This is a genomic window from Kitasatospora sp. NPDC001683 (assembly GCF_053596495.1).
Map to the genome: position 1 here is coordinate 23,414 of NZ_JBSFGK010000037.1, position 26,692 is coordinate 50,105.

Consider the following 26,692-nt stretch of genomic DNA (forward strand, 5'->3'; position numbering starts at 1 on the left):
CCTAGGCGGGGTGCGGGTCTCGGTCGCGGACCATCAGGGCGGCGCGCTTGTCGGGCAGGTCGAGTTCGGCGGCGACCCGGAATCCGGCCCGTTCGAAGGCCCGGACCGAGCGCCGGTTGCGGACGTCCGGTTCGGCCACCACCCGTTCGCAGCGCGGCCGTTGCCGGAGAATCATTTCTGCGAGGGCGGCCAGCAGCTGGGCCCCCAGGCCCCGGCCGCGGCTGGCGGCGGGGCCGAGCAGCAGGTGCACGCCGGTGTCGTACGGCCGAGCCGGATAGTGCGCGGCGAGCGGGTCGAGGTCGGCCCGGTAGACCTCCCAGTAGCTCATCGGCGCGCCGTCGAGCAGGCCGAGGCAGGGCAGGCTGCGTCCGTCGCCGTCGAGTTGGGCCCGGACGTGCCGTTCGGTGACGGCGGGCGGCCCGGCGAGCGCCCAGAACTCGTCGACCTCGGGGTCGTTCATCCAGCCGGCGAGCAGTTCCAGGTCGGCGGGCAGCCGGACCGGGCCGAGCCGGAACCGGCCGGCCGGGGTGGGGACTTCGCCCCACCCGGGCAGGTCGTCCGACGAGTTGCCTCCGCCTCGCTCCGCTCGGCGGGGGCATTTGCCCACACGCACCTCTTGCCGGTTCACTCTCCCCCGGCCTCCGGCCGGGGGGACCCCCACCGCTCGCGAACTGCCTCCGCCACCGGGTTGGGGATGTCCACGTACACGGACTGGGTGGCGACCGGGCCGACCAGCTCGTCCAGACCGTTGATCCGGGTGAGCAGGTTGGCCTTGCAGGGCAGGGTGGGCGCGTCCAGCAGCAGCGCGGGCAGCGCCGAGCCGGTGGCGGCCGCCCGCGGGCCGGCCAGGAACCGGCGCAGCCCGGCCAGCAGCACCGTTTCGTCGGCGAGCCCCTGGGAGCCGAGGGCGCCGATCAGCCCGAGCACGTGGTTGATGCCGAGGTAGTAGGTGAAGTGGTGGTCGATGACCGCGTCCGGCAGGAAGGTGTCGCTCTGCGCGCCGAGTCCGGGCAGCCGGGCGGTGAGCCGCTCGGCGGCGCTCTCCCGGTAGTAGTAGCCCTGGTTGTCGCGGTAGCGGCCGCCGCTGGGCCAGCCCTCGGCGTCCAGCAGGACGATGCTGTTCTGCTGGTGCGCCTCCAGCGCGATGCCGCCCCGGCCGTCCAGCCAGAGGACGGGCAGCACGACGGCCTCCAGGTAGCGCAGGAACCATTCGGCGGCCACGGTGCGCAGCGGGCGCCCGGTGCGGGCGGCGAGCGAGCGCAGGGTGTCGCCGAGCCGGGAGGGCACGGTGGCGCCGGTGCCGCGCGGCTGTTCGGCGACCAGCCCGGCCACGCACAGGGCGCGCTCGGCGGGCGCGAAGGGCTGGGCGCGCAGCACGGTGTCCAGGCCGCCCGGGTCGCCGAGGCCGGGGTGGTCGACGCCGATCCAGGCCGGGTCGCGGACGATGTCGAAGCCGGGGTGGGCGGCCCGCCACTCGGCGGCGAGGCCGCTCTCCAGCAGCCGGTGCATCTCCAGGCCGCGGTGGAGTTCCTTGCGCAGGTTCTCCCGGCGGGAGTTGGTGATCCGCAGGCCGAGCGACAGCTTGAGCATCCACGGCGTGCCGGGCCGGTAGACGGTGCGCACCGAGGAGGTGGGGTACCAGGGCTCGCCGGCCGGGCCGAGGTCGTGCAGCAGCCCCTCGGCGAGCAGCGCGGCGACGGCCGGGCGGTGGGCGAGTTCGCGGGCCTGCCAGGGGTGCAGCGGCAGGGCGGCGGTGCCGGGCGGCAGAGCGGTGCGGTGGCCGAGCAGGGCGGCGGTGAGCCGGTCGGCGCTCTCGGCGACGGCCGAGCCGGCCGCGAGCAGGGCACGGTCGACGGCGTACCAGTGCAGTTGGAAGGAGCCGTGGAGTTCGGGCGAGTAGGCGGCGCTCTGGGCCGGGCCGAGGCCGTCGCGGCTCTTCGGGGTGGGGTGCAGCGGGTGGCCGAGCAGCAGGGACTGCTCGGCGGCGAGGAAGTGGGAGCGTTCCGGTCCGCCGGGTTCGGCGGCGGTGCGGCGGTGGGTGAGGATCTCGGCGGTGCGCACGACCGAGTCGGCGACCCGGGCGGCGAGGTCGGCGACCTGTCCGGGGTCGGGCCGGTCGGCGGCCGCGGCGGCGAGGAGTGCGGCGGCGGTGACGGCGTCCACCGGGGCCTCGGCTCCCTCCGCCACGACACCGCCCTCGCCGGCCGAGAGGGTGGCCGGGCCGAAGCGGTGCCAGCCGCCGGGCGACCAGTAGCGGACCGGGGCGGCGAGCCGGACGGCGCCGCCGAGGACGTCGATCCGCAGTCGGCCGTCCGGTCCGGGGCGGGCTCCGGTCTCCCGGGTCCAGCAGCGCAACAGGGCTTCCACGGCGGCCTGTTCGGCGGCGACTGCGGGATCGGGGTGCAGCAGCGGGTCGGGCCCGAGCCCGTGTTCCTCGCTCGCCTCCGGACGCTCACGATCCGGCGCCGACGGTCCTCGCTCCTGCACTCGCTCCGCTCCCTCGTCGCTCGTCACTTTCGGCGCCGGCGCGTCCTTCGGCTCGCAAGGGGGGCCCGCGGTCGGCGGCGGTACGGGCGGGGCTCCGGTGAGGGCGGTGCTCAAGGCTGCTCCTTGGTGCGCGTGGGGGTGCGGACGCGCTGGTGGTGGAGGGGGTCGGCGGGCACTCGCACCGTCGCGTCAGGTAAGGGTTACCTATCCCTGACGGGAGATCACAAGGACTGATCACTCGTCCGGGTGAAGACCGGGGATAGTGCACCACCGGGCGGGGCGGCCCTGCTGTGCCAACGAGAGGAACGGTTCCGCGTCACGGATCGGTGACCTCCGGTCAGCTCCGGAACCCGGGGGGCGGCCGCCGCCGTCCTGCACTGCGATGGAAGACTCCAGGGCGGCGGGCCGCCACACCGGAGTCCGATCCGAGACCGGAATCCGACCGAGCACAGGGGGAAGCGCACAGATGCCATCGATCCACCGGTCAGCCCTGGCCGCCGCCCTGGTCGCCGGAACGCTGCTGGCCGTGAGCGCCTGCGGACCGGACGGCCCGGCGGGCGGCGGCAAGACCGCCGCGCCGCCGCCCGCCGCGGACGCGAGCGCCTCGGCGACCCCGGGCGGCGGCGTCATCGGCGGGATCACCCTGCCGTCCGGCCTGCCGAGCAGCCTGCTGGAGGGCCTGCCGAAGAGCTGGGACGACCTGAAGAAGTGGAAGTTCGACGACTGGGACAAGTGGGCGTCCAAGCACGTCTTCAACAACCCGGTGGTGAAGGACTTCTGGAACCCGGACAAGATGGGCGACGCCAAGCCCGCCGACCCGGCCCCGCCCGCCAAGCCGGCCGCCGACAACGGCGTGACCGACCCGGAGCCGCCGGTGGTCAAGGCCGTCCAGGTGCCCCGCCCGTACCTCAAGCAGCCCTCCGGGAAGGTGTTCTTCTCCGCCCAGGGCGGCCGGGGCAACTGCTCGGCGACGGTGATCGCCGACCCGCAGCACCCGGGCAGGAGCAACCTGGTCTGGACGGCCGCCCACTGCGTCCACGAGGGCAAGGGCGGCGACTTCTACAAGGACCTGGTGTTCGTCCCCGCCTACAACAACTCGGGTGCCTCCAGCGGCGGCAAGAAGGCCCCACTGTCCGAGCTGGCCCCGCTCGGCACCTGGTGGGCCGACCAGGTCGTCACCTCCCCGCAGTGGATGGTGGAGGGCGGCCCGACCGGTGACGCCGCCAACCAGTACGACTTCGCCGTGATGCGCGTGCACAACCAGAACGACACCGGCAAGTCCCTGGAGGAGACGGTCGGTTCGGCCGCCCCGGTGTGGTTCGACGCACCCCGCGACCAGCTCAGGGTCTCGGCCATCGGCTACCCGCTGGTCAAGCCGTTCGACGGCCAGGAGCTGTACAAGTGCGACGGCGGCAAGCCCACCCGGCTGTCCTTCGACGCCAAGCGCCCGTCCATGCTGACCATCGGCTGCGACATGACCCAGGGCGCCAGCGGCGGCGGCTGGTTCGCCACCATGCCCGACGGGAAGACCGCCCTGGTCAGCAACACCTCGATCGGCACCCAGGAGCACACCTCGCTGAGCGGGCCGTACCTGGAGACGGTCGCCAAGCAGGCCCTGGACTGGATCTCCAGGAAGCAGTGACCGGCACCACCACGGGGACTCCTCAGCTTGCGCACCATCAGCACCAGCAGCACTGCCAGCACCAACGGAATCACCAGCGCCAATAGCGCCGTCGGCACCAGGGGACGGCGGGTCGCCGCGGCCGGCGCCGCGCTGCTCGCCGCCCTGACGCTCACCGCGGCCGCCTGCGGGCCGGACGGCCCCACCGCCCCGGTCACCCCGCCGGCGGCGCTGCCCAAGGCCGCGCCCACCAGCCTGGGTGACCTGAGCGGCTGGAAGCTGGAGGACTGGGCCCGGTACGTCGCCGACAGCGGCTTCACCAACCAGACGGCCCCCGGCTACTGGACGACCGCCCGGATGGCGGCCGCCCGGGCCCAGCCCACCCCCGAGTACTCGCTGACCGCCGCCTCGCCGGCCACCGTCCAGCGGGACGCCCCGCCCGCCGCCGTCCAGGCCCGGCCGCAGCCGCACCCGTACGGCCGGGACTCCGCCCTGGTCGGCAAGCTGCTGATGACCACGCCCCAGGGCGACTCGGCCTGTTCCGCCACGGTGGTCTCCGACCCGCTCGACCCGGGCCGCAGCAACCTGGTCTTCACCGCCGCACACTGCCTGCACGACGGCAGGGGCGGCGGCTGGGTGAAGAACCTGGTCTTCGTGCCCGCCTTCAACCGGGACGGACAGACGGGCAACCAGGACGGCCGGGGGGCCCGTGGCAAGCCGGACGACGACCGGCAGGCGGCCCCGTACGGCCGCTGGACGGCGGTGCGCGCGCTGGTGTCGCCGACCTGGCTCCAGGAGAGCGGCGTCGGCGCCCACGACCAGTACGACTACGGGATCGTCCGGGTGCGCGCCGAGTCCGGCTCCGGCCCCTCCCTGGAGGAGACCGTCGGCGGTTCCGTCCCGGTCTGGTTCAACGCCCCGCGCGAGCAGGTCACCTCGGCCGCCGCCTTCGGCTACCCGGTCGAGCGGCCCTTCGACGGCATGGAGCTGGAGCACTGCGACTCCACCGCCGCGCCGGGCCGGCTGTCCTTCGACCGGGCCCGCCCGCCGATGTACGTGATCGGCTGCACCATGACCGGCGGCGCGGGCGGCGGCGGCTGGTTCATCACCAAGGACGGCAAGCCCAACCTGGTCAGCGTCAGCTCGATCGGCGACCGCGGCCCGGCCGGGTACCTGGCCGGCCCGTCCCTGCAGGACCAGGCGAAGCAGGCCTTCGACTACTTCGCCAAGAACGTGAAGTAGCCCCCGGACGCGGTCGTCCGGGGGCTGGGCCCGTCCGACAAGATCCGCCGGACGGGCCTCGGCAGGTCGGCTCAGCCCTGCAGCGCGACCGCGAAGTGCTCCAGCTCGGCGGCCAGCTCGGCCGGCACCTTGGCGTGCAGCAGCGTGCCCTCGCCGGTGTGCTCGGTGGCGAGCAGCTCGCCCTCCTTGTGCACCCGGGAGACCAGCGCGCCCTGGGTGTAGGGCACCAGGGCCCGCACCTCGACGGCCGGCCGCGGCAGCTCGTCGTCGATGAGCTTCAGCAGCTCGTCGATGCCCGCGCCGCTGCGGGCCGACACCACGATGGCGTGCGGCTCGCGGCGCAGCAGTCGCTGCAGCACGTGCGGGTCGGCGGCGTCCGCCTTGTTGATCACCACGATCTCGGGCACGTTCTGCGCCTCGACCGAGACGATGACCTCGCGGACGGCGGCCAGCTGCGTCTCCGGCTCGGGGTGCGAGCCGTCCACCACGTGCAGGATGAGGTCCGCGTCGGCGACCTCCTCCATGGTCGAGCGGAAGGCCTCGACCAGGTGGTGCGGCAGGTGCCGGACGAAGCCGACGGTGTCGGCCAGGGTGTACAGCCGCCCGCTCGGGGTCTGCGCCCGGCGCACGGTCGGGTCCAGGGTGGCGAACAGCGAGTTCTCCACCAGCACGCCCGCGCCGGTGAGCCGGTTGAGCAGGGAGGACTTGCCGGCGTTGGTGTACCCGGCGATGGCCACGGACGGCACCTGGTGGCGCTTGCGCTCCTGGCGCTTGGTGTCGCGGCCCTTCTTCATGTCGGCGATCTCCTTGCGGAGCTTCGCCATCTTCTCGCGGATCCGGCGCCGGTCGGTCTCGATCTTGGTCTCACCGGGACCACGGGTGGCCATGCCGCCGCCCGAGGAGCCGGAGCCACCGCCACCCATCTGCCGGGACAGCGACTGACCCCAGCCGCGCAGGCGCGGCAGCATGTACTGCATCTGCGCCAGCGAGACCTGCGCCTTGCCCTCCCGGGACTTGGCGTGCTGGGCGAAGATGTCCAGGATCAGGGCCGTCCGGTCGACGACCTTGACCTTGACCACGTCCTCCAGGTGGATCAGCTGGCCGGGGGTGAGCTCACCGTCGCAGACCACGGTGTCGGCGCCGCTGGAGGCGACGATGTCGCGCAGCTCCTGCGCCTTGCCGGAGCCGATGTAGGTGGCCGCGTCGGGCTTGTCGCGGCGCTGGATGACGCCGTCCAGGACCTCGGAGCCGGCCGTCTCGGCGAGCGCGGCGAGCTCGGCCATCGAGTTCTCCGCCTCCTCCAGGGTGCCGTCGGTCCAGACGCCGACGAGCACCACGCGCTCCAGGCGGAGCTGGCGGTACTCGACCTCGGTGACGTCTTCGAGTTCGGTGGAGAGGCCGGCGACCCGGCGCAGGGCTGCGCGCTCGCTGCGGTCGTACTGGTCGCCGTCGTAGTTGTGGCCGAGGTCCTCGTCGATGGCCGCGAGGTCCTCGTCCATGAGGGCTTCCGCCCGCAGACCGTCAAGGCGGCGCGTGGCGTCGGCGTGGTCGCGGGTGTCGAACGTGGAGGTCATTCTGTCCTTTGGTCGGTGGATTGCCGTGGTGGGGGCCCTTGGGTCCCGCCAGAGCTCCTCTGCCCTGAGAACGCCGTGGCCCGGCCGTGCATTCCCCATGATGGTCCCATGCCCGGCACGGGCCGGTCACCCCCATTTCCGCCGGAGTGCCGGGTCTGGGTCCCCTCGGGGGCGTGCGGGCGGCTCACGTCGTACACCCCGGAGACCTTGAGCATCGCCCGCATCAGGGCCGGCAGCGCGCCCGGTTCGGGCAGTTCGACGGTGTAGGTGTGCCGGACCCGCAGTTCCTGCGGCGGTTCGACCTCGGCGGAGACGATGCCGACGCCCTCGGCGGAGATCGCCGCGGTGAGGTCGGCGAGCAGCCGGGGCCGGTTCAGCGCCTCGGCCCGCAGGGTGGCCCGCAGCAGGGTGGCCCGGTGGCCGGCCGCAGGGCCGTCCGCCGGCTGCCAGCGGACCTCCAGCTCGGCGCGCCCGTCCGCGCGCAGCCGCTGCCCGGCGGGGCAGCCGGTGCGGTGCACGGCCACCGCGCCGCCGCGGATCGGGTAGCCGGCCACCTCGTCCGGGGGGACGGGCGTGCAGCAGCGGGCCAGTCGCACCGTCGCCCCCGGCCGGCCGACCACCGCGACCGGCGCGGCCCGGCGCTCGCCCGCCGGGTGCGCGGGCGGGGCGGGCTGGCCGCCGGCCGGGCCGGTGCGCACCACCGGCAGGCGGGCCGGGTGGTCGGCCAGCCAGCGCTCGATGGCCAGCCGGGCGGCGGGGGTGCGGACGTGCGCCAGCCACTCCGGCGACGGGCCGGAGGGTTCGGCGCCGCGCGGGCCGCCACCGGCCGGGAGGCTCTCGGTGAGCACCGCGAGCACGTCACCGTCCTGCAGCACGGTGGACAGCGCGGTCAGCCGGCCGTTGACCCGGGCGCCGATACATCGGTGGCCGGTCTCCTCGCCGAGCAGGTAGGCGGCGTCCACGCAGCTGGCCCCGGCCCTGAGCTGAAGCGTTTCACCACTCTCCGTCACCACGGTGATCTCGCGGTCGCCGGCCAGGTCGGCGGTGAGCGCGGACCAGAAGGCGTCCGGGTCGGGGGTCTCCTGCTGCCACTCCAGCAGCCGGCTGAGCCAGCCGGGCCGGGCCGGATCGGTGCGGTCCAGCTCGTCGGCGTCCTGGGCGGCGCCGCTCCGGGACGGGTCGCCGAGCGCGACCACCCCGGTCTCGGCCACCTCGTGCATCCGCCGGCTCCGGACCAGCACCTCGACCACCTCGCCGTCCAGCGCCACGGCGGTGTGCAGCGACTGGTACAGGTTGAACTTGGGGGCGGCGACGAAGTCCTTGAACTCCCCGGGCAGCGGCGTCCAGCAGGTGTGCAGCTCGCCGAGCACCGCGTAGCAGTCGGCGTTCTCCTCGACCACCACCAGCAGCCGCCCGAAGTCGGCCGGCTGCGGCCGCTGCGGCTGCCCGTCCGGCCCGGGCGCGGCGGCCCGCTTGAGCAGCACCCGGTGCAGCGAGACGCAGTGCCGGGGCCGGACGGTCACCTCGGCGGCGACCCCGGTCTCGGCCAGCTGGCGGGCCAGCTGCCGGGCGAAGGGCTCCAGCAGGGTGTCCGGCTCGGCCTCGTGAGCGGCCATCAGGGCGCGGGTGCGGGCGTGCTCCTCGGGGTGCAGGGTGGCGAAGACGATGTCCTCCAACTCCGCCTTGAGCACCTGGATGCCGAGCCGCTCGGCCAGCGGGATCAGCACATCCCGGGTGACCTTGGCGATCCGCACCTGGCTGGCCGGCTTCATGTGCCGGATGGTGCGCATGTTGTGCAGCCGGTCGGCGAGCTTGATCACCATCACCCGGACGTCGTCCCCGGTGGCGACCAGCATCTTGCGGAAGGTCTCGGCCTCGGCGGCGGCGCCGAAGTCGACCTTCTCCAGCTTCGTCACCCCGTCGACCAGATAGGCGACTTCGGGCCCGAACCCGGCACCCACCTGGTCCAGCGTCAACTCGGTGTCCTCGACCGTGTCGTGGAGCAGCGAGGCGACCAGGGTGGTCGTCCCGGCGCCGAGTTGGGCCAGGATCATGGTGACGGCCAGCGGATGGGTGATGTACGGCTCACCGCTCTTGCGTTTCTGGCCGCGGTGGCTGGCCTCGGCCAGCCGGTAGGCCCGGGCCAGCAGGGCGAGGTCCGCCTGCGGATGGTGCTGCCGGTGGACCCGGACCAGCGGCTCCAGGGCGTCCGGCACGGGCGGGCGCCCGGTGGCCAGTAACGCGGCCCGCCCCGCCCGGCCGAGGGCGGCCCGGCCGAGCTCTCCCAGGGGCCGCCTGGCCCCGGCCTGCCGTGCGCTCGTCGGCCGCCCCGCGAGAGGGGGCTGCCCGGCTTCGATGGTCATCGGCACCTCCGGCAACGTCGCCGGGCGCTGCCCCTCCCCGCGGGGGTGATCGACCCGGTGGTCCATGCTACCGAGCGGAGCACGTTCCGCGACGCCGTGATTCCCGTCCGCGACCGGTATCACCCGATCGGGGGGATTCGTCGCCGCACGAATTGGGCAAACCGGGCCGTCAGCGCCAGCGCTTCTCAGACAAGCCCTGGCTCAGCGACTCCCACCAGCGCCCGTCCAGCCGCCCCTCGGCCACGATCACCGCCGGCCCGGTCATCTCCACCCGGCCGTCCGGGTGCTCGGTGATGACCAGGCGGCCGCCCAGCACGTCCACGGTGTACGAGACCGCCTCGCCGGTCACCGCCGGGTCCGCGCCGTCCCGGCGGATGGCCGCCACCGCGACGGCGCAGGCGCCGGTGCCGCAGGAGCGGGTCTCGCCCGAGCCGCGCTCGTGCACCCGCATCGCGACGTGCCGCGGGCCGCGGTCCACCACGAACTCGACGTTGACGCCTTCCGGGTAGACGCCCTCGGGGCTGGTGAGCGGAGCGGTGAAGAGGCTCCCGGCGTGGTCCAGGCTCTCCACGAAGGCCACCGCGTGCGGGTTGCCCATGTTGACGTTCAGGGCGGGCCAGCGCCGCTCGCCGACCGCGACCTCGATGCCGTCCGGTCCGGGCAGTCGGGCGCGGCCCATGTCGATGGTGACCTCGCCGGGCGTGCCGTCCTCGGCGTCCTCGGCGACCTTCGCGGTGAGCACCCCGGAGCGGGTGGCGATCGCCAGCTCGCCGGGCTTCGCCAGGCCGGCCTCGACCAGGAAGCGGGCGAAGACCCGCAGACCGTTGCCGCACATCTCGGCGATGCTGCCGTCGGAGTTGCGGTAGTCCATGAACCACTCGGCCCGGTCGGCCAGGTCCGCGGCGGCCGGGTCGGCGGCGGCGCGGACCACCCGCAGCAGCCCGTCGCCACCGATGCCGGCCCGCCGGTCGCACAGCGCGGCGACGGCCTCCGGGCCGATCTCCAGCACGCCGTCCGGGTCCGGCACGATCACGAAGTCGTTCTGGGTGCCGTGGCCCTTGAAGAAGGGGAGACCGGCCCGCTGGGGAGAGGATGCGCTCACCCCTCCGATTGTATGGAGGTCCGGCGAACCGCTCAGCGCAGGTAGGCGACCCGCCAGACCGCGAGCGCGCAGCCGGCCAGCGCGATCAGGGTGTAGACCACGATGGCCTTCCAGCCGGCCCGCTGCCCGGAGCCCCGGCGCGGCAGCCCCGGCCACTTGTAGCCGGCGTGCCGGGCGGCCATCGCGCCCCAGCCGAACGAGGCCGCGGTGAACAGCAGCCCGAGCATCCCCACCATGGTGGCCCGTGCGCCGGCCGAGCCGAAGGCGAGCGGGAAGGCGAACATCAGCGATCCGAGGGTGCCGAGCAGGGCGATCGGCAGGGTCTGCCACCAGCGGAGCCGGCGCCGCGGCCGGATCTCCCGCTCGTGCACGGCGGCGTCCGGCGGGGTGCGGGTGTCCAGCGCGGGCACCGCGGCCGCGTACGAGGTCGGCGCCTCCAGGCCGGTCAGCACGGGGAGGTCACCCATCGTCGACTCGTCGAACTCCTCGGCCGGTGCGGTGACGCTCCCGCTCTGGCCGGGTTCGGGGCCGGTACCCGTCGACACACGGCCTCCCCTGACAGTTCGACACGAGCGGACTCGCGGCCGGGCACGGTCGACCCGTGCGGGCCGACCCTTATGGCATCGATGATGGCATGTCCAGAGGGGGCGTTCGCGGCCTGACCGGGGTCCTCGGGTGATCCGTGGCCATCACGTGATCCGGCCGTGACCCCCGGTTCGTCCTGCACGGTCACCTGCGCGCGCAGGTGCACCGCCGAATTGGCCGGAACACGTCCTATGCGGCCGGAACTCCCTGACCACCGATCAGTTCCAGGGAGTGTTCCAGCAGCTCGACCGGGTCGGTGCCGGCCGGTCGGGAGAGCCAGTGGATGCGGTCGTCCCGGCGGAACCAGGACTCCTGACGGCGGGCGAAGCGCTTGGTGGCCCGGACGGTCTCGGCCCTCGCCTCGTCCTCGGTGCACTCGCCGGCGAAGTGGTCGAGCACCTGCTGGTAGCCGAGCGCCCGGGAGGCGGTCCGGCCCTCCCGCAGTCCGGCCTTCTCCAGCTCCCGCACCTCGTCCAGCAGCCCGGCCTGCCACATCCGGTCGACCCGCAGCGTGATCCGCTCGTCCAGTTCGGGGCGCGGGACGGCGACGCCGATCTGCACCGCCTCGTACACCGCGGTGTTGCTCGGCAGGTTGGCGGTGAACGGCTGCCCGGTGATCTCGATGACCTCCAGTGCGCGGACGATCCGCCGCCCGTTGCCGGTCAGGATCGCCTCGGCGGCCGCCGGGTCCAACTCGGCCAGCCGCCGGTGCAGCGCGTACGGGCCGGCCTGCTCCAGTTCGGCCTCCAGCCGGGCGCGCACCTCGGGGTCGGTGCCGGGGAACTCCATCTCGTCGATCGCGGCCCGGACGTACAGGCCGGAGCCACCGACCAGGACGGGGGTGCGCCCGGCCGCGAGCAGCCGGTCGATCTCGGCCCGGGCCAGTCGCTGGAACTCGGCGACGCTGGCCGCCTCGGTGACGTCCCAGACGTCCAGCAGGTGGTGCGGCACTCCCCCGCGCTCGTCCATGGTCAGCTTGGCGGTGCCGATGTCCATGCCCCGGTACAGCTGCATCGAGTCGGTGTTGATCACCTCGCCGCCGAGGCTGCGGGCGATGGCGACGGCCAGGTCGGACTTTCCGGCGGCGGTCGCGCCGACGATGCTGATCACACGGGAGCTGCTCACCGCTCCAGTCTCGCAAACCGCCGCGGCACCCGGGACCGGGCTGCCGCCCGCCCCCGACTGCGCGAGGATATGACTGTTCCCCGGACTGTCTCCGGCCGCTTCCGCAGTCGACCGTCGTTTTGCGAACGCTTTACCCGTCCCGCGCGTTGTGACAGGAGACAGGGAATGAAGGAGATCGCCATGGGTCTGATGGACAACCTCAAGGGCAAGGCCGAGGAGCTCAAGGAGAAGGCCAGCGAGCTGGCGGGCAAGCACAGCGACCAGATCGAGCACATCGTGGACAAGGCCGGCGACGCGATCGACAAGGCCACCAAGGGCAAGTACAGCGAGAAGATCGAGCACGGCGCCGGCAAGGCCAAGGACGCGGTCGGCGACTTCGCCCACAAGCCGAAGCCGGGCGGCGAGGGGCAGACCCCCCAGCCCCCGCAGCCGTAAGCCGATCAGTTCCAGGACGCCACGAAGTACCCCACCCCGTACGGCGCGTCCTGGTACCCCAGCCGCGCGGTGAGGCCGGCGCCCTCGGCGGCGCCGGCCAGCACCTGCCAGGGCGCCCGGCCCTCGGCCTTGAGCTCGGCGGCCAGCGTCGGGTCGACGGCGGCGAGGGCGGGCAGGTCGGCCGAGCCCAGGGCTGCGGCCAGCGCGGCGTCGAAGCCCTCGGCCCGCTCGTCCAGGTAGCCGGGCGCCTTCACCGAGCGGCAGGCGCTGCCGTCGCCGAGCACCAGCAGGGCGACCCGGTCGGCGAGGCCGGCCAGGCCCTGGCCGAGGCCGAGCATCCGGTCGGCGGGGGCGTCGGCGGGCACCGCGCAGGCGTGCGTCGGCAGGGTCACCCCGGCACGCTCCAGCAGCCAGGCGCCGACGGTCAGCGAGGGCGCCAGCTCCGGCCCCTCGACCCGGTCGCCGGGCAGCTTGGCGACCAGCGGCACCCCGTAGCGGTGGAAGGAGCCGGCCCCGCCCTCGGTCCACACCTCGGCCTCCGGCCCGGCGCCGACCACCACGACCAGCTGCGGCTCGGCCGCGACCAGCGCCGCCAGCGCCTCGTCGCAGGCGGCCCGCAGCGCGTCCAGCTCGGGCGCGGCCCCGGCGGCGACCTCGGGGACGAGCAGCGGCGGACAGGGGCACACGGCGGCGGCTACCAGCATGCTGATCACTCTAGGGCCTGTCGCCCGGGTCCCGGTAACGCTCCCGCACACGGCAACGGCCCGGCGGAAGCACCAACGCTCCCGCCGGGCCGCCGTCACGGCACGTGGGTCAGTCGCCGCAGCAGGCGCCGCCCGCCGGGGCGGCCAGCGGCAGCTCGGCCGGGGCGCCGATCTTCGGCAGGCCGAGCATCACGCCGGCCGGCTTGTCGGCGGGCTTGGCCTGGCGCTTCTCCCAGGCGTCGCCCGCCCGGGTGCGGCGCACGGCGAGCACCGGGCCCTCGGCCAGCAGGTGGTGCGGGGCGGCGTAGGTGATCTCGACGGTCACCATGTCGCCCGGGCGCACCGGCTCGTCCGGCTTGCTGAAGTGGACGAGGCGGTTGTCGGGCGCGCGCCCGGACAGCCGCTGGGTCCGGTCGTCCTTCTTGCCCTCGCCCTCGGCGACCAGGACCTCCAGGGTGCGGCCGACCTGCTTCTTGTTCTCGTCCCAGGAGATCTCCTCCTGCAGGGCGATCAGCCGGTCGTAGCGGGCCTGGACGACCTCCTTCGGCACCTGGTCAGCCATCTCCGCGGCGGGGGTGCCGGGGCGCTTGGAGTACTGGAAGGTGAAGGCGTTGGTGAAGCGGGCCTCGCGGACGACGTGCATCGTCTCCTCGAAGTCCTCCTCGGTCTCGCCGGGGAAGCCCACGATGATGTCGGTGGAGATGGCCGCGTCCGGCATCGCCTCGCGGACCTTGCGGATGATCCCGAGGAAACGCTCCTGCCGGTAGGAGCGGCGCATCGCCTTGAGGACGCGGTCCGAGCCGGACTGCAGCGGCATGTGCAGCTGGTGCATCACGCTCGGGGTCTCGGCCATCGCCGCGATCACGTCGTCGGTGAAGTCGCGCGGGTGCGGCGAGGTGAAGCGGATCCGCTCCAGGCCCTCGATCCGGCCGGCGGCGCGCAGCAGCTTGGAGAAGGCCTCGCGGTCGCCCAGGTCGGAGCCGTAGGCGTTGACGTTCTGGCCGAGCAGGGTCACCTCGATGACGCCCTCGTCCACCAGCGCCTCGATCTCGGCGAGGACGTCGCCGGGACGGCGGTCCTCCTCCTTGCCGCGCAGCGCGGGGACGATGCAGAAGGTGCAGGTGTTGTTGCAGCCGACCGAGATGGCGACCCAGGCCGCGTACGCCGACTCGCGGCGGGTCGGCAGCGTGGAGGGGAAGGTCTCCAGGGACTCGAGGATCTCGACCTGGGCCTTGCGCTCGACGGCGGCCCGCTCCAGCAGCGCCGGCAGGTGGCCGATGTTGTGGGTGCCGAACACCACGTCGACCCAGGGGGCGCGCTTGACGATGGTCTCGCGGTCCTTCTGGGCCAGACAGCCGCCGACGGCGATCTGCATGCCCTGGTGGCGGCTCTTGGCCGGCGCGAGCTGTCCGAGGTTGCCGTACAGCTTGTTGTCGGCGTTCTCGCGCACCGCGCAGGTGTTGAACACGACCAGGTCCGGGTCGCCGTCCGGCCCGGCCTTGACGTACCCGGCGTCCTCGAGCAGGCCGGACAGCCGCTCGGAGTCGTGGACGTTCATCTGACAGCCGTGCGTGACGACCTTGTAGCTCTTCAATCCGCTCTCACCGCTCACCAGACCAGGGTACGGGCAGCCGCGGGCCGCCATTCCCCGGATCTTCGACAGGCCGGTCCCGGATCTCCACCGGGCCGGTCCCGGCGCTTTCCGCCGGCCGTTCCCCTCCCGTTCGGCCGGAGCTCCTGGCAGTATCCCTGCATGGCCCCCACCAATCCGTCACGTCTCGGCGCCGCCGTCCGCCGCGCGGCCCGCAGCCCGTTGTGGCGGACGGTGCTGGTGCTGGTGCTGCTGGTGGCCGGCCTGGGCGGCTGGTGGCTGTCGGCGGGCCGCTCGCCCGGCTACCCGCGCGGGGAGACCCGCTTCGCGACCGGCGTCCCGCGCGGGGTCTACGACCGGTACGGGCAGCTGCTGCAGTCCCACGTGTCGCAGACCATGCCGGGGGTGCGGCTGGCCCTGGACAGCACCGACGGCTCGGTGGAGAACCTGACCCGGGTGATCACCGGCCAGGACACCTTCGCCATCGCCACCGCCGACGCGGTCGCCGCCTACCAGGGCCCCGGCAAGGGCAGGCTGCGGGCGATCGCCCGGCTGTACGACGACTACCTGCAGCTGATCGTCCCGGCCGACTCCCCGGTGCACCGCACCGCCGACCTCAAGGGCCTGCGGGTCGGCGTCGGGCTGAAGCAGTCCGGGGTGAACCTGGTGACCAGGCAGCTGCTGACCGCGGCTGGCCTGGACCCGGACCACGACATCACCCCGGTCCCGGCGGGTGTCAGCGACGGCTCCGACGATCTGCGCGCGGGCAAGATCGACGCCTTCTTCTGGTCCGGCGGCCTGCCGACCAGCGCGCTCACCGACCTCTCCGACCACATGCGGATCCGGATCGTCCCGCTGGCCGACCTGTCCGAGGCACTGCACAAGACGGAGGGTGACGGCGTCGACGCCTACCGGGCGGCCACCATGCCCAAGGGCACCTACCCGAACGCCGAGCCCAAGGACCCGGTCGCCACCATGGCCGTGCCCAACCTGCTGATCACCCGGGACGACGTGGACCCGGGCCTGGTCGAGGGCATGACCCGGGCGGTGATAGACAGCCGGGACCAGATCGGCGCCCAGGTGCACGCCGCCCAGCTGGTCGACCTGCGCACCGCCGTCTACACCGACCCGCTCCCGCTGCACGAGGGCGCGGCGCGCTACTACCGGTCCGTGAAGCCGTAGGAACCCGAGAGGCCGCTAAGGCCTTTCCGGCCGCGGCACCACCAGGGTCACCGCGAGCCCGGTCGGCTTGACCGGGGCGAAGCCGAGCGAGCCGCCGCCGGCCGCCAACAGGGTGCGGGCGATGGACAGGCCCAGCCCGGAGCCGTCCACGTTCTGGTGCCGCGGGCTGCGCCAGAACCGGTCCCCGGCCCGGGACAGCTCGTCCTCGGTCAGCCCGGGCCCGGCGTCGCTGACGGTCACCGCGACCTCGTCCCGGCGCACCGCGACCCGCAGCCGCACCTGGCTGCCGGACGGGCCGAACTTGAGCGCGTTGTCCAGGACGGCGTCCAGCGCGGAGCCGAAGCCGATCGGGTCCGCCATGCCGATCGCCAGCGCCGGGCCGTCCCAGGTCAGGTCGATCCCCCGCTGCTCGGCCACCGGCCGCCAGCCGTCCACCCGGGCGAGGGTCAGCTGGGCGAGGTCGGTCTGCTCGGGTTCGGGGCGGGCGTGCTCGGCGGTGGCCAGCCCGAGCAGGTCGTCCAGCACCCGGGCCAGCCGGGTGCCCTCCTCCCGGACGCCGCTGAGCTCCTCCTCGTGGCCCTCGGGCAGTTCCAGGCCGAGCACCTCGACCCGCAGCAGCAGCGCCGAGAGCGGGTTGCGCAGCTGGTGCGAGGCGTCCGCGACGAAGGCCTTCTGCTGGTCCATGGCGTGCACCACGTGGTCCGCCATCTCGTTGAACGAGCGTGCCAGCCGCTGGAGTTCGGGCGGGCCGCCGCCGGGCGCGACCCGCGCGGCCATCCGGCCGGTGGCGATGTCGTGGGTGGCCCGGTCCAGGGTGCGCACCGGGCGCAGCACCCACTCGGTGAGCCGCACGGCCAGCACCACGGCGACGGCCATCGCGGCGGCCTCGCCGCCGGCCAGCACCAGCCACTTGTGCAGCACCCGGGCCCGCAACGCCCCGGTCGGGGACTCGCTCAGCACCACCGCGACCACGTCGCCGTCGCGCACCACCGGGGCGGCGACGGTGATCGTCCGGTCCTCGGTCCACGGCCAGACCTGCGGCGGGTTGTGGCTGCGTCGCCCGTCCAGCGCCTCCTGGAAGGCCTGGGCGCCCCAGCCGGCGGCGGGCACCCGCCAGTCGCGGGGCGCGACCGCGATCGGCGAGCCGTCGCGCTGGAAGATGCCCAGGCGCACGCCGTACAGGTCGAAGTAGCGCTGGACCTCGGCTTCGATCGCGTGCCGCCGGCTGAGGTCGCCGGGGGCGGGCTCCGGGTCGGCCTTGAAGGCGGAGTCCAGGGCGCCGGCCCCCGAGGTGGGCAGGTCCTGGGCGAAGCGGGCGGCGTCGTCCAGCCGGTCGACCACCACCCTGCTCTGCTCGGCCGCCGCGAACGCCGCCGCGAGCGGCAGCCCCAGGGCGGCCAGGACGCAGAGCATGAGGGCGATCAGGATGCCGAGCAGGCGGGTGCGCACGTGCGGTCAGTGCTCCGCGGGGGCGGACGGGGCCTGGTCGGCCGCGGTGGAGGTCGGGCCGTCGGGGATCAGCCGGTAGCCGACGCCGCGCACGGCCTCGACCAGGCCCGGCAGCGCGAGCTTGTTGCGCAGCGAGCCGATGTGCACCTCCAGGGTGCGGCCGTTGCCCTCCCAGCCGCTGCGCCAGACCTCGCTGAAGATCTGCTCGCGCCGGTAGACCACGCCGGGGCTCTGGGCGAGCAGCGCCAGCAGGTCGAACTCCTTGCGGGTGAGCGGCACGTCGCGGCCGTCCACGCTGACCCGGCGGCGCTCCCGGTCGATCCGGATGCCGCGGGACTCCAGCGGGCCGCGCTGCTGCGGCACGGTGTCGGGCGCGGGCACCGCGACCGAGGACGGCTGGGCGCCGCGGCGGGCGACGGCGTGGATGCGGGCGAGCAGCTCGCCCATGTCGTACGGCTTGGTGACGTAGTCGTCGGCGCCCAGGTTGAGGCCGTGGATCCGGGAGCGGATGTCGGCGCGGGCGGTCACCATGATCACCGGCACGCCGCTGCCGGCCCGGATCCGGCTGCACACCTCGAAGCCGTCGCGGTCGGGCAGCCCGAGGTCGAGCAGCACGACGCGGTACGGCTCGTTGCCGTCCGGCACCAGGGCGTCCAGCGCCTCGTGCCCGCTGCGGGCGTGCCGCACCTGGAAGCCGTGCCGGCCGAGCACCGCGACCAGCGCCGCGGCCACGCGTTCGTCGTCCTCGACGAGCAGCAGTCGCATCCCGTACTCCTCCCTCCCCCACCTGGTCGCCGGGCCGATTCGGTCGGGGCCCGGTCCTGCGCAGTATGGGCCAGCGGGCGGCTCGGCGCCAGGTTCGACCGCGGACCGGCCTCGTGGGGGACGGCGAGCACCGGCGCGGATTCCCGCTGTGACATGCCCCGTCGACGCCTTCGCGAACAGTGCGTACGCGTCGTGTGTCCGTTTCGTGATGCTCAAGTTCCGCTCAGATCGGCTGACGGGGCACCGTCAGCACTCCTATGGTCGCCCCACCGGGGGCTGCGGCTCCGCCGGTCGCGGCTCCCGGATTCGCACCACCTTTGCCACCCAAGGGAGTTGGGACTTCTCGGGTAGGCACGAAACGACCCAGTTCGACACAGAGGGAGCAGGCGCGATGACCGAGAGCCCGGTCGAGGACTCCACCCCCGCAGCCGCCCCGCTGGTCGTGCTGAGCAAGGTCAACAAGCACTACGGCGCGCTGCACGTGCTGCAGGACATCAACCTGGAGATCAACCAGGGCGAGGTGGTCGTGCTGATCGGCCCGTCCGGCTCGGGCAAGTCCACGCTCTGCCGGACGATCAACCGGCTGGAGACGATCGACTCCGGCACGATCACCCTGTCCGGCCGCCCGCTGCCCGCCGAGGGCCGGGAGCTGGCCCGGCTGCGCGCCGAGGTCGGCATGGTGTTCCAGGGCTTCAACCTGTTCGCCCACAAGACCGTGCTGGAGAACGTGGTCCTGGCCCAGGTCAAGGTCCGCAAGGTGCTCCGTTCGCACGCCACGAAGACCGCCCGCGAGCTGCTCGAGCGGGTCGGCGTCGGGGCGCAGGCGGACAAGTACCCGGCCCAGCTCTCCGGCGGCCAGCAGCAGCGCGTGGCGATCGCCCGGGCGCTGGCGATGAAGCCGAAGGTGATGCTCTTCGACGAGCCCACCTCGGCGCTCGACCCGGAGATGGTCAACGAGGTGCTGGAGGTCATGCGCCAGCTGGCCGCCGACGGCATGACCATGGTCGTCGTCACCCACGAGATGGGCTTCGCCCGCTCCGCCGCCAACCGGGTGCTGTTCATGGCCGACGGGAAGATCGTCGAGCAGAACACCCCGGAGGCGTTCTTCACCGCGCCGCGCTCCGACCGCGCCAAGGACTTCCTGTCGAAGATCCTGCACCACTGACGCTTCGAGATCACGTGGGGCCGCCGCCGGCAACGGCGCCGGCCGGCCCTGCCCGTGCACGACTTCCAGACGCCAGAGCCCGGTCGACACCGTGGCCCAGCCCCAGGAGTACAACCCTCATGAGGACTTCCCGCACCCTCGCCGTCGCGCTCTGTGCCGTCGCGCTCACCGCCACCGCCGCCTGCGGCAAGGACGGCACCCCGGCCTCCAGCGCGGCCAGCGTGAGCAGCGCCCCGCCGCTGCCGACCTACACGGTCAAGACGGACGTCAAGGTCGACTCCCCGGTCCTCGCCGAGGCCAAGAAGCGCGGCCAGCTGATCATCGGCGCCAAGGCCGACCAGCCGAACCTCGGCTGGGAGGACGTCGCCAGCGGCGACCGCAGCGGCTTCGACATCGAGATCGCCAAGATGATCGCCGCCGACCTCGGTTTCACCCCGCAGCAGATCAAGTGGCAGACCCTGGTCTCCTCGCAGCGCGAGCCGGCCATCGCCAAGGGCCAGATCGACTTCTACGTCGGCACCTACAGCATCAACGACGAGCGCAAGAAGACGGTCTCCTTCGCCGGCCCGTACTACATCGCCGGCCAGGACTTCCTGGTGAAGAGCGACAACACCTCGATCACCGGCCCGGAGAGCGTCAACGGCAAGAACATCTGCACCGCCACCGGCTCGACCTCGATCAAGAACATCCAGCAGTACAGCCCGAAGATCACCCAGTTCGACACCTACTCGGCCTGCGTCGAGAAGCTGATGAACAACGAGGTCGACGCGGTCACCACCGACGACGCGATCCTCAAGGGCTACGCCTCCAAGTACGCCCCCAAGCTCAAGGTGGTCGGCAAGCCGTTCACCAAGGAGAACTACGGCGTCGGCCTGAACAAGGACGACAAGGCGCTGCGCGACGCGATCAGCGACGCCCTCAAGGCCCACGAGGACAACGGCGACTGGAAGAAGGCCTACGACGCGACCCTCGGCGCGTCCGGCTCGGCCGCGCCGGAGATCCCCACCCTCGACCGCTACTGACCGACTCCCGCTTCCCGACCATCTGTGAGAGGAGGGCCGCCGGATGGGGTTCCTGTTCGAGCAGGACAACTTCGCGTTGTTCCGCGACGGCTTCCTGCAGACGATCGAGCTGAGCGCGCTCAGCGCCCTGCTCGCCCTGCTGCTGGGCACCCTGCTGGCGGCCTTCCGGGTCTCCCCGGTGCCGGTCCTGCGCGCCTTCGGCACCACCTGGGTGACGCTGTTCCGCAACACCCCGCTGACCCTGCTGTTCTTCGCCGTCACCTTCGGCCTGCCGCCGCTGGGCGTGCACTTCAGCCACCTCACCTTCGCGGCGCTGGCGCTCGGCGGGTACACCGCCTCGTTCGTCTGCGAGGTGATCCGCTCCGGCATCAACACCGTGCCGCTCGGCCAGGCCGAGGCGGCCCGCAGTCTCGGCATGAGCTTCTTCCAGACCCTCACCCTGGTGATCCTGCCGCAGGCCACCCGGACCGTCCTGGCCCCGATGAGCAGCGTGTTCATCGCGCTGCCGAGGAACTCGGCGATCGCCGGCGCGTTCAGCGTCGGCGAGCTGTACAGCGCCCAGCAGACCTTCTCCGAGCGCGGCTACTCGATCTTCTCGATCTTCTTCTGGGTGGCCTGCGCCTACCTGCTGATCAGCGCGACGGTCGCCTCCTTCTTCCGCTTCCTGGAATCCCGACTGGCGGTGGTCCGATGAGCGAGCGCAGCGAGCACATCATCAAGAGGCGCGCATGGGCGAATGCCCCTGCCGAGCGCAGCGAGGTGGGCGCATGAGTCTCTTCCAGCGCCAGGGCGGCTCGGCGAGCGTCCTCTACGACATCCCCGGCCCCCGGACCCGCGCCCGCTACCGCCTGTTCGGCGTCCTCTCGGTGCTCGGCATCGCCGGACTGCTCTGGTACGCCGTCAGCGCGCTCGCCGACAACGGCCAGTTCGACGCCGACCTGTGGGACCCGTTCCAGTACAACTTCGTCCAGCAGATGATCGTGGACGGCCTGCTGGCCACCCTGAAGGCCTTCGGCCTGGCGGCGGCCTTCTCGCTCACCCTGGGCGCGCTGCTGGCCTCCGGGACGCTCTCCGACCACAAGCCGGTCCGCTGGGCCTGCACCGCGGTCGTCCAGTTCTTCCGGGCGATGCCGCTGCTGATCCTGATCGTCGCGCTCTACTACGCGTTCTTCGCCAAGGACCCGATGTGGGCGCTGGTGCTCGGCCTCACCTTCTACAACGGCTCGGTCCAGGCCGAGATCATCCGCAGCGGCGTCAACGCCGTCCCGCGCGGGCAGGGCGAGGCGGCGTACGCCCTCGGGATGCGCAAGACCCAGGTGATGTCCGCCATCCTGGTGCCGCAGGCCGTCCGCTCGATGCTGCCGTCGATGATCGGCCAGCTGGTCGTCACCCTCAAGGACACCTCGCTGGGCTACATCATCACGTACAACGAGCTGCTGTTCATGGGCAAGAAGATCGCCGGCCAGCCGATGAACGCCGCGGGCTTCCCCTACATCCCCGTGGTGCTGGTGATCGCCCCGATCTACATCGCGCTGTGCCTGCTGCTGACCGCGCTCGCGCGGTGGATCGAAGCACGCGGCCGTCGCGGCGCGAACCGGCGCACTTCAGCTGCTGCTTGACGGACACGCAGGTGAACTGTTGCATTGCTCTTCGTGACACCTCCCGGGAGCATCCACGCGGCATATGCGGCAGCGGTAACTGACGCCGGCCCATGGGCCGGTTCGTGCCCGGAGGTCCCCGCATGGACCCGGTGATCGTGGTCGGGGCCGGACCGGTCGGTCTGGCCCTGGCCCTCGCGCTGGCCCGGCACGAGGTGCCGACCGTCGTCCTGGACGAGGGCTCCGGGCTCTGCCCGGAGGGCCCCCGCAGCGTCGTCCTCGGCGCCGACTCCACCGCCTTCCTGACCCGGATCGGCTACTCCCGGGCCGTCTCCGACTCGGCGCTGTGGGACTCCTTCACCATCTGGCGGCGCCGCCAGGAGGTGCTGCGGATCGACCTCACCGACTCGCCCACCTTCCACCTCCCCCAGCACCGCCTCCAACGCGGCCTGCGCGACGCCCTGACCGGCACCCCGCTGGTCCGGCTGGTCCCGCTGAACCGGGTCGTCGAGCTCGAACAGGACCGCGACGGGGTCAGCGTCCGCACCCACGGCACCCAGGACGGCTCCAGCACCTGGTGGCGCGGCAGCCACCTGGTCGGCTGCGACGGCGCCCGCTCCACCGTCCGCAAGCTGCTGAAGATCCGCTTCCCCGGCCGCCCGGCCGTCGACCGCAACGCCATCGCCACCGTCCGGGTCGACCTGCCCTTCGACGGCGCCCGGCTGCACCGCGAACCCCCGTGGCGCGGCGACCGCGAGGCCACCGCCCGCCCGCTGCCGGACGGCGTCTGGCGGCTCGACTGGCGGCTGCCCCCGGGTCGGCCCGCCCCCACCGAACAGGTCGACCCGCACGCCACCTGGCCCGGCATCGTCACCGGCGACACCCTGCTCACCCGGGTCACCTCCACCCTCACCGGCTGGTGCGGCGAACTCCCCCGCCACGAGCTGCTCGCCGCCGCCGACCACACCGCCCAGCAGCGCCTCGCCGCCCGCTTCCGCAGCGGCCGCTGCTTCCTGGCCGGCGACGCCGCCCACCTGCACGGCGCCCTCGGCATGCAGAACCTGGCCGACGGGCTGCGCGACGCCGACAACCTCGCCTGGCGGCTCGCCCTCGCCTGGCACCTCCACTCCGGCGGTCCCCAGCCCGGCGGCTCCCTGCTGGACGGCTACGAGGCCGAGCGGCGCGGCGCGGTCGGCGCCCGGCTGCGCGCCGTCGACCAGTCCATGCCGCTGCTGCGCCCGCTGCGCGGCTGGCAGCAGACCCGGCGCTCGCTGCTGGTCGGCGGCTTCCGCAAGCACGCCCCGCTGCTCGCCGACGGCCAGCTGGGCACCGGCCGCTTCGGCGGCGCGCCCGCGTACCCGGCGGCGCCCTCCGGGGTCCCCGGCCGGGTGCCGGTGCAGCGCGGCGCGCGCGGAGTCACCTCGCTCAGCGAGCTGCTGCCCGCCACCGCCCCCGGCGTACTCGTCCCGGACCTGCCGGTGCTCGCCGCCGACGGCACCCCGGACCACCTGCACGCCCGGCTCGGCGCCACCTTCCTGCTGCTGCTGGTCGCCCCCGGCACCGCGGTCTGGTCGGCCGAGCACTGGCTCGGCGCCGGACTGATGCCCCGGCTCGCCGAGGTCGCCGCCGCCCTGCCGGTGCCGGCCGAGGTGCTGGTCACCGAGGAGTACCCGGGTGCCGGACCGCACACCGTGCTGCTGATCCGACCGGACGGGCACCTGGTCGGCGTCACCCAGGGTGCCGCCGCCGAGGACCTCCTGGCACTCGCCGACCGCGCCCGCGGCGGCCCCGCCCCGATCACCGGCCCGCCCGAGCCCGAGCCCGAGCCCGAGGCAGCCCCGGAGCCCGCCGCGCAGCAGGTGGAACCCACCGCCTAGGTGTCCGGTCCGGGCGCCCTCAGCCCGCGACCGCCGTGGCCCGGCTCTCCCGGACCACCGTCACCCGGATCCGGCCCGGCTGGGTCAGCTCCGCCGAGACCTGCCGGGCCACCTCACGGGCGATCAGCTCCGCCCCGAAGTCGTCCACCGTGTCCGGCCGCACCATCACCCGCACCTCGCGCCCGGCCTGCATCGCGTACACCTCCGCCACCCCGGGGGTGCGAGCGCGCGATCTCCTCCAGCCGGGCCAGCCGCCGCACGTACAGCTCCAGCGACTCCTTGCGCGCCCCCGGCCGCCCGCCCGAGCAGGCGTCCGCGGCCTGGGTCAGCACGGCCGTCACGGTACGCGGCTCCCTCGCCGTGGTGCGCGGCGATCGCGTGCACCACCTCGTCGGACTCCCCGTGCCGCCGGGCGAAGTCCGCATACGCCCCACTCCCCGTCACTGCGCGGGCCGTCGCCGCGCGCGCCCTCCCTGCGGGGGCGCCGTCCGGCCACGGCCCCGCACTGAGTGCGAGGCTAGGTGCGGGTCACGAAAGGGTCAAGACTCTCCCCGGTGCGGGCCAAGAGCGGGCCGGAGCGGCCGCTACTCCCATCCGGTACCGGACGGTTCGCCGGCCGCCTCCTCCTCCAGCGCGCCGCGCACCACCCGGAAGGCCAGCCCCTCGGAGTAGCCGCGCCGGGCCAGCATCCCGACCAGCCGCCGGGTGCGGACCTGCGGGTCCAGCCCCCGGGTGGACCGCAGCTTGCGCTCGACCAGCGCCCGGGCCGCGTCCGTCTCGTCGTCGTGGTCGAGCTGGGCGACAGCCTGTTCGACCAGGTCGGCGGCCACGCCCTTGGTACGCAGCTCCTGGGCCAGTGCCCGTCGGGACAGGCCCCGGACGGCGTGCCGGGACTCCACCCAGGCCGCGGCGAAGGCGGCGTCGTCGATCAGCCCGACCTCCTCCAGCCGGGTGAGCACCTGCTCGGCGACGTCCTCCGGGATCTCCCCTTTGCGCAGGGCGTCGGCGAGCTGCTTGCGGGACTTGGCCGCGCCGGTGAGCAGCCGCAGGCAGATGTCCCGGGCGCGGCTCTCCGGGTCGGCCTCCTCCTCGGCCCGCTTGCGGGAGGTACGGGCAGCGCTCGCCTCCTCGCCGGGCAGTCCCTCGCCCGGTAGTCCCTCGCCGGAGCGTGCGCTCCGACTGCCGCGGCGCGCTCGGGCGGGCGAGGCGGCCACACCCCCGTGACCGGCCGCCTCGGCCTCGCCCTGATCCCGGCGCGTGGGCAGGCCGTCGCCCCCGACCTCCGGATCCTCGGCCGCCAGTGCCGAGCGGCGCCGACGGCGGCCGGCGGGCAGCTCGGAGGCGGAGACCAGGCCGAGCTCCTCGACCGGGGTCCGCGCCGGCCGTTCCCGTTCAGGAGCCGGTCCGGGCGCCGCGCCGCGCGCCACCCGGACCGGAGCGCGATCGGACTCCGGCTCCGGGCCGGAGTCCCACGGCCCGGATGCCCACGGCCCGGATTCCCACTGCGTGGTGGCCGCGCGCTCCCACCGCCCCCTGCGGGACCGCGAGCGCGCCGGCGCCGACTCGAACACCGGCTCCGGCCCGGACTCCGGCTCCTCCGCGACGGCGGCGAACCAGTCCGGCGGCCCGTAGTCGTCGTCCTCGGGGCCCACCGGGCCGCCGCCCACCGTGTCGTACTGCGTCAACGGCTCAGGCCTTGGCCGCCGCCGTCTTCTTCGCCGCGGCCGTCTTGGCGGCGGTCGCGGTGATCGGCTTCGCGGCGCCGTCGACGGCGGCCTCCGGCGCGTTCTCGGGCGACTCCTCGGTCTTCGGGCCGATGCCGAGCTTGCCCTTGATCTTCCGCTCGATCTCGTCGGCGAGCTGCGGGTTGTCCCGCAGGAAGTTGCGGGCGTTCTCCTTGCCCTGGCCGAGCTGGTCGCCCTCGTAGGTGTACCAGGCGCCGGACTTGCGGATGAAGCCGTGCTCGACGCCCATGTCGATCAGGCCGCCCTCGCGGCTGATGCCGATTCCGTAGAGGATGTCGAACTCGGCCTGCTTGAACGGCGCGGCGACCTTGTTCTTGACGACCTTGACGCGGGTGCGGTTGCCGACCGCCTCGGTGCCGTCCTTCAGGGTCTCGATCCGGCGGATGTCCAGGCGGACCGAGGCGTAGAACTTCAGCGCCCGGCCACCGGTCGTGGTCTCCGGCGAGCCGAACATCACGCCGATCTTCTCGCGCAGCTGGTTGATGAAGATGGCGGTGGTGTTCGACTGGTTCAGCGCACCGGCGATCTTGCGCAGCGCCTGGCTCATCAGACGGGCCTGCAGACCGACGTGCGAGTCACCCATCTCGCCCTCGATCTCGGCGCGCGGGACGAGCGCCGCGACCGAGTCGATGATCACCAGGTCGATCGCGCCGGAGCGGATCAGCATGTCGGTGATCTCCAGGGCCTGCTCACCGGTGTCCGGCTGGCTGACCAGCAGGGCGTCGGTGTCCACGCCGAGCTTCTTGGCGTACTCGGGGTCGAGCGCGTGCTCCGCGTCGACGAAGGCGACCGTGCCGCCGGCCCGCTGGGCGTTGGCGGCCAGGTGCAGGGTCAGGGTGGTCTTGCCCGACGACTCGGGGCCGTAGATCTCGATCACTCGGCCGCGCGGGATGCCGCCGACCCCGAGGGCGACGTCCAGGGCGGTCGACCCGGTGGAGATCACCTCGACCGGCTCGTTCGCCTTCTCACCGAGGCGCATCACCGAGCCCTTGCCGAACTGCCGCTCGATCTGGGCGAGTGCGGTCTCCAGGGCCTTCTCGCGGTCCGTACCTGCCATGGC

Annotated in this window: 23 protein-coding genes; 9 read left to right on the forward strand and 14 right to left on the reverse strand. The window is 73.6% G+C overall.

Annotated features, from left to right (window positions below; genetic code table 11):
* Position 1 precedes the first annotated feature (1 nt).
* The gene (locus tag ACWCYO_RS20995) at positions 2-661 is read right to left on the reverse strand and encodes a GNAT family N-acetyltransferase (protein WP_405000635.1); all 660 of its coding nucleotides are present in this window, start codon (positions 659-661) and stop codon (positions 2-4) included.
* Positions 625-2,601 (reverse strand): IucA/IucC family protein, encoded by a 1,977-nt coding sequence (locus tag ACWCYO_RS21000; RefSeq protein ID WP_449785068.1) that lies wholly within the window; start codon positions 2,599-2,601, stop codon positions 625-627. The genes ACWCYO_RS20995 and ACWCYO_RS21000 overlap by 37 nt, the downstream gene beginning before the upstream one ends.
* A 352-nt stretch (positions 2,602-2,953) precedes the next feature.
* Here ACWCYO_RS21000 and ACWCYO_RS21005 point away from each other — a divergent pair, with 352 nt between their 5' ends.
* Both ACWCYO_RS21005 and ACWCYO_RS21010 read left to right on the forward strand, forming a co-directional pair.
* On the forward strand, positions 2,954-4,129 hold the full coding sequence (locus tag ACWCYO_RS21005) for a trypsin-like serine peptidase (RefSeq protein ID WP_449785069.1): 1,176 nt from the start codon (positions 2,954-2,956) through the stop codon (positions 4,127-4,129).
* A gap of 27 nt (positions 4,130-4,156) precedes the next feature.
* On the forward strand, positions 4,157-5,350 hold the full coding sequence (locus tag ACWCYO_RS21010) for a trypsin-like serine peptidase (RefSeq protein WP_449785070.1): 1,194 nt from the start codon (positions 4,157-4,159) through the stop codon (positions 5,348-5,350).
* Between the two features lie 71 nt (positions 5,351-5,421).
* Here ACWCYO_RS21010 and hflX read toward each other — a convergent pair whose 3' ends face one another.
* The 5 genes from hflX to miaA all read right to left on the reverse strand — a co-directional run bounded on the left by hflX (position 5,422) and on the right by miaA (position 12,099).
* Complete coding sequence (gene hflX, locus ACWCYO_RS21015) at positions 5,422-6,924, reverse strand: GTPase HflX (protein WP_449785071.1); 1,503 nt, start codon at positions 6,922-6,924, stop codon at positions 5,422-5,424.
* A complete protein-coding gene (locus ACWCYO_RS21020) occupies positions 6,921-9,287 on the reverse strand; it encodes a RelA/SpoT family protein (protein WP_270143647.1) in 2,367 nt (788 codons plus the stop codon). The genes hflX and ACWCYO_RS21020 overlap by 4 nt, the downstream gene beginning before the upstream one ends.
* A gap of 169 nt (positions 9,288-9,456) precedes the next feature.
* Positions 9,457-10,389 (reverse strand): diaminopimelate epimerase, encoded by a 933-nt coding sequence (gene dapF, locus ACWCYO_RS21025; RefSeq protein ID WP_270143649.1) that lies wholly within the window; start codon positions 10,387-10,389, stop codon positions 9,457-9,459.
* Positions 10,390-10,421: 32 nt separating this feature from the next.
* Entirely contained in the window at positions 10,422-10,934 is a 513-nt protein-coding gene (locus ACWCYO_RS21030) for a hypothetical protein (protein ID WP_270143651.1), read from the reverse strand.
* Between the two features lie 229 nt (positions 10,935-11,163).
* Complete coding sequence (gene miaA, locus ACWCYO_RS21035; RefSeq protein WP_449785072.1) at positions 11,164-12,099, reverse strand: tRNA (adenosine(37)-N6)-dimethylallyltransferase MiaA; 936 nt, start codon at positions 12,097-12,099, stop codon at positions 11,164-11,166.
* Between the two features lie 165 nt (positions 12,100-12,264).
* On the opposite strand from miaA, the gene ACWCYO_RS21040 reads away from it, so the two are divergent.
* Positions 12,265-12,534, forward strand: a complete 270-nt coding sequence (locus tag ACWCYO_RS21040; protein WP_449785073.1) for an antitoxin — start codon at positions 12,265-12,267, stop codon at positions 12,532-12,534.
* A gap of 5 nt (positions 12,535-12,539) precedes the next feature.
* Here the strand turns inward: ACWCYO_RS21040 and ACWCYO_RS21045 are convergent, their stop codons facing one another.
* Both ACWCYO_RS21045 and miaB read right to left on the reverse strand, forming a co-directional pair.
* The gene (locus tag ACWCYO_RS21045) at positions 12,540-13,238 is read right to left on the reverse strand and encodes a class III extradiol dioxygenase subunit B-like domain-containing protein (protein WP_270143656.1); all 699 of its coding nucleotides are present in this window, start codon (positions 13,236-13,238) and stop codon (positions 12,540-12,542) included.
* Positions 13,239-13,347: 109 nt separating this feature from the next.
* Positions 13,348-14,850, reverse strand: coding sequence for a tRNA (N6-isopentenyl adenosine(37)-C2)-methylthiotransferase MiaB (gene miaB, locus ACWCYO_RS21050; RefSeq protein WP_270143658.1), 1,503 nt, complete (start codon positions 14,848-14,850; stop codon positions 13,348-13,350).
* A gap of 141 nt (positions 14,851-14,991) precedes the next feature.
* On the opposite strand from miaB, the gene ACWCYO_RS21055 reads away from it, so the two are divergent.
* The gene (locus tag ACWCYO_RS21055) at positions 14,992-16,011 is read left to right on the forward strand and encodes a TAXI family TRAP transporter solute-binding subunit (RefSeq protein ID WP_449785074.1); all 1,020 of its coding nucleotides are present in this window, start codon (positions 14,992-14,994) and stop codon (positions 16,009-16,011) included.
* 15 nt (positions 16,012-16,026) lie between these two features.
* On the opposite strand, the gene ACWCYO_RS21060 is transcribed toward ACWCYO_RS21055, so the two are convergent.
* The gene (locus ACWCYO_RS21060) at positions 16,027-17,460 is read right to left on the reverse strand and encodes a sensor histidine kinase (RefSeq protein ID WP_270143662.1); all 1,434 of its coding nucleotides are present in this window, start codon (positions 17,458-17,460) and stop codon (positions 16,027-16,029) included.
* Positions 17,461-17,466: 6 nt separating this feature from the next.
* Positions 17,467-18,225 carry a response regulator transcription factor gene (locus ACWCYO_RS21065; RefSeq protein ID WP_270143664.1) on the reverse strand — a complete coding sequence of 253 codons (759 nt, stop codon included), beginning with the start codon at positions 18,223-18,225 and terminating at the stop codon, positions 17,467-17,469.
* A 391-nt stretch (positions 18,226-18,616) separates the two neighbouring features.
* Here ACWCYO_RS21065 and ACWCYO_RS21070 point away from each other — a divergent pair, with 391 nt between their 5' ends.
* The 5 genes from ACWCYO_RS21070 to ACWCYO_RS21090 all read left to right on the forward strand — a co-directional run bounded on the left by ACWCYO_RS21070 (position 18,617) and on the right by ACWCYO_RS21090 (position 23,887).
* Complete coding sequence (locus ACWCYO_RS21070) at positions 18,617-19,390, forward strand: amino acid ABC transporter ATP-binding protein (RefSeq protein ID WP_270143666.1); 774 nt, start codon at positions 18,617-18,619, stop codon at positions 19,388-19,390.
* A 119-nt stretch (positions 19,391-19,509) separates the two neighbouring features.
* Positions 19,510-20,412, forward strand: coding sequence for a glutamate ABC transporter substrate-binding protein (locus tag ACWCYO_RS21075; protein WP_270143669.1), 903 nt, complete (start codon positions 19,510-19,512; stop codon positions 20,410-20,412).
* Between the two features lie 43 nt (positions 20,413-20,455).
* Positions 20,456-21,106 carry an amino acid ABC transporter permease gene (locus ACWCYO_RS21080; RefSeq protein ID WP_270143671.1) on the forward strand — a complete coding sequence of 217 codons (651 nt, stop codon included), beginning with the start codon at positions 20,456-20,458 and terminating at the stop codon, positions 21,104-21,106.
* 73 nt (positions 21,107-21,179) lie between these two features.
* On the forward strand, positions 21,180-22,031 hold the full coding sequence (locus ACWCYO_RS21085; protein ID WP_270143672.1) for an amino acid ABC transporter permease: 852 nt from the start codon (positions 21,180-21,182) through the stop codon (positions 22,029-22,031).
* 122 nt (positions 22,032-22,153) lie between these two features.
* Positions 22,154-23,887, forward strand: coding sequence for an FAD-dependent monooxygenase (locus ACWCYO_RS21090; RefSeq protein WP_270143675.1), 1,734 nt, complete (start codon positions 22,154-22,156; stop codon positions 23,885-23,887).
* Between the two features lie 19 nt (positions 23,888-23,906).
* On the opposite strand, the gene ACWCYO_RS21095 is transcribed toward ACWCYO_RS21090, so the two are convergent.
* From ACWCYO_RS21095 to recA, 3 genes are all read right to left on the reverse strand, one after another.
* Entirely contained in the window at positions 23,907-24,089 is a 183-nt protein-coding gene (locus ACWCYO_RS21095) for a hypothetical protein (RefSeq protein ID WP_449785075.1), read from the reverse strand.
* Between the two features lie 382 nt (positions 24,090-24,471).
* Entirely contained in the window at positions 24,472-25,572 is a 1,101-nt protein-coding gene (locus tag ACWCYO_RS21100) for a regulatory protein RecX (protein ID WP_449785076.1), read from the reverse strand.
* Positions 25,573-25,576: 4 nt separating this feature from the next.
* A complete protein-coding gene (gene recA, locus ACWCYO_RS21105) occupies positions 25,577-26,689 on the reverse strand; it encodes a recombinase RecA (protein ID WP_270143678.1) in 1,113 nt (370 codons plus the stop codon).
* Positions 26,690-26,692: the final 3 nt, after the last annotated feature.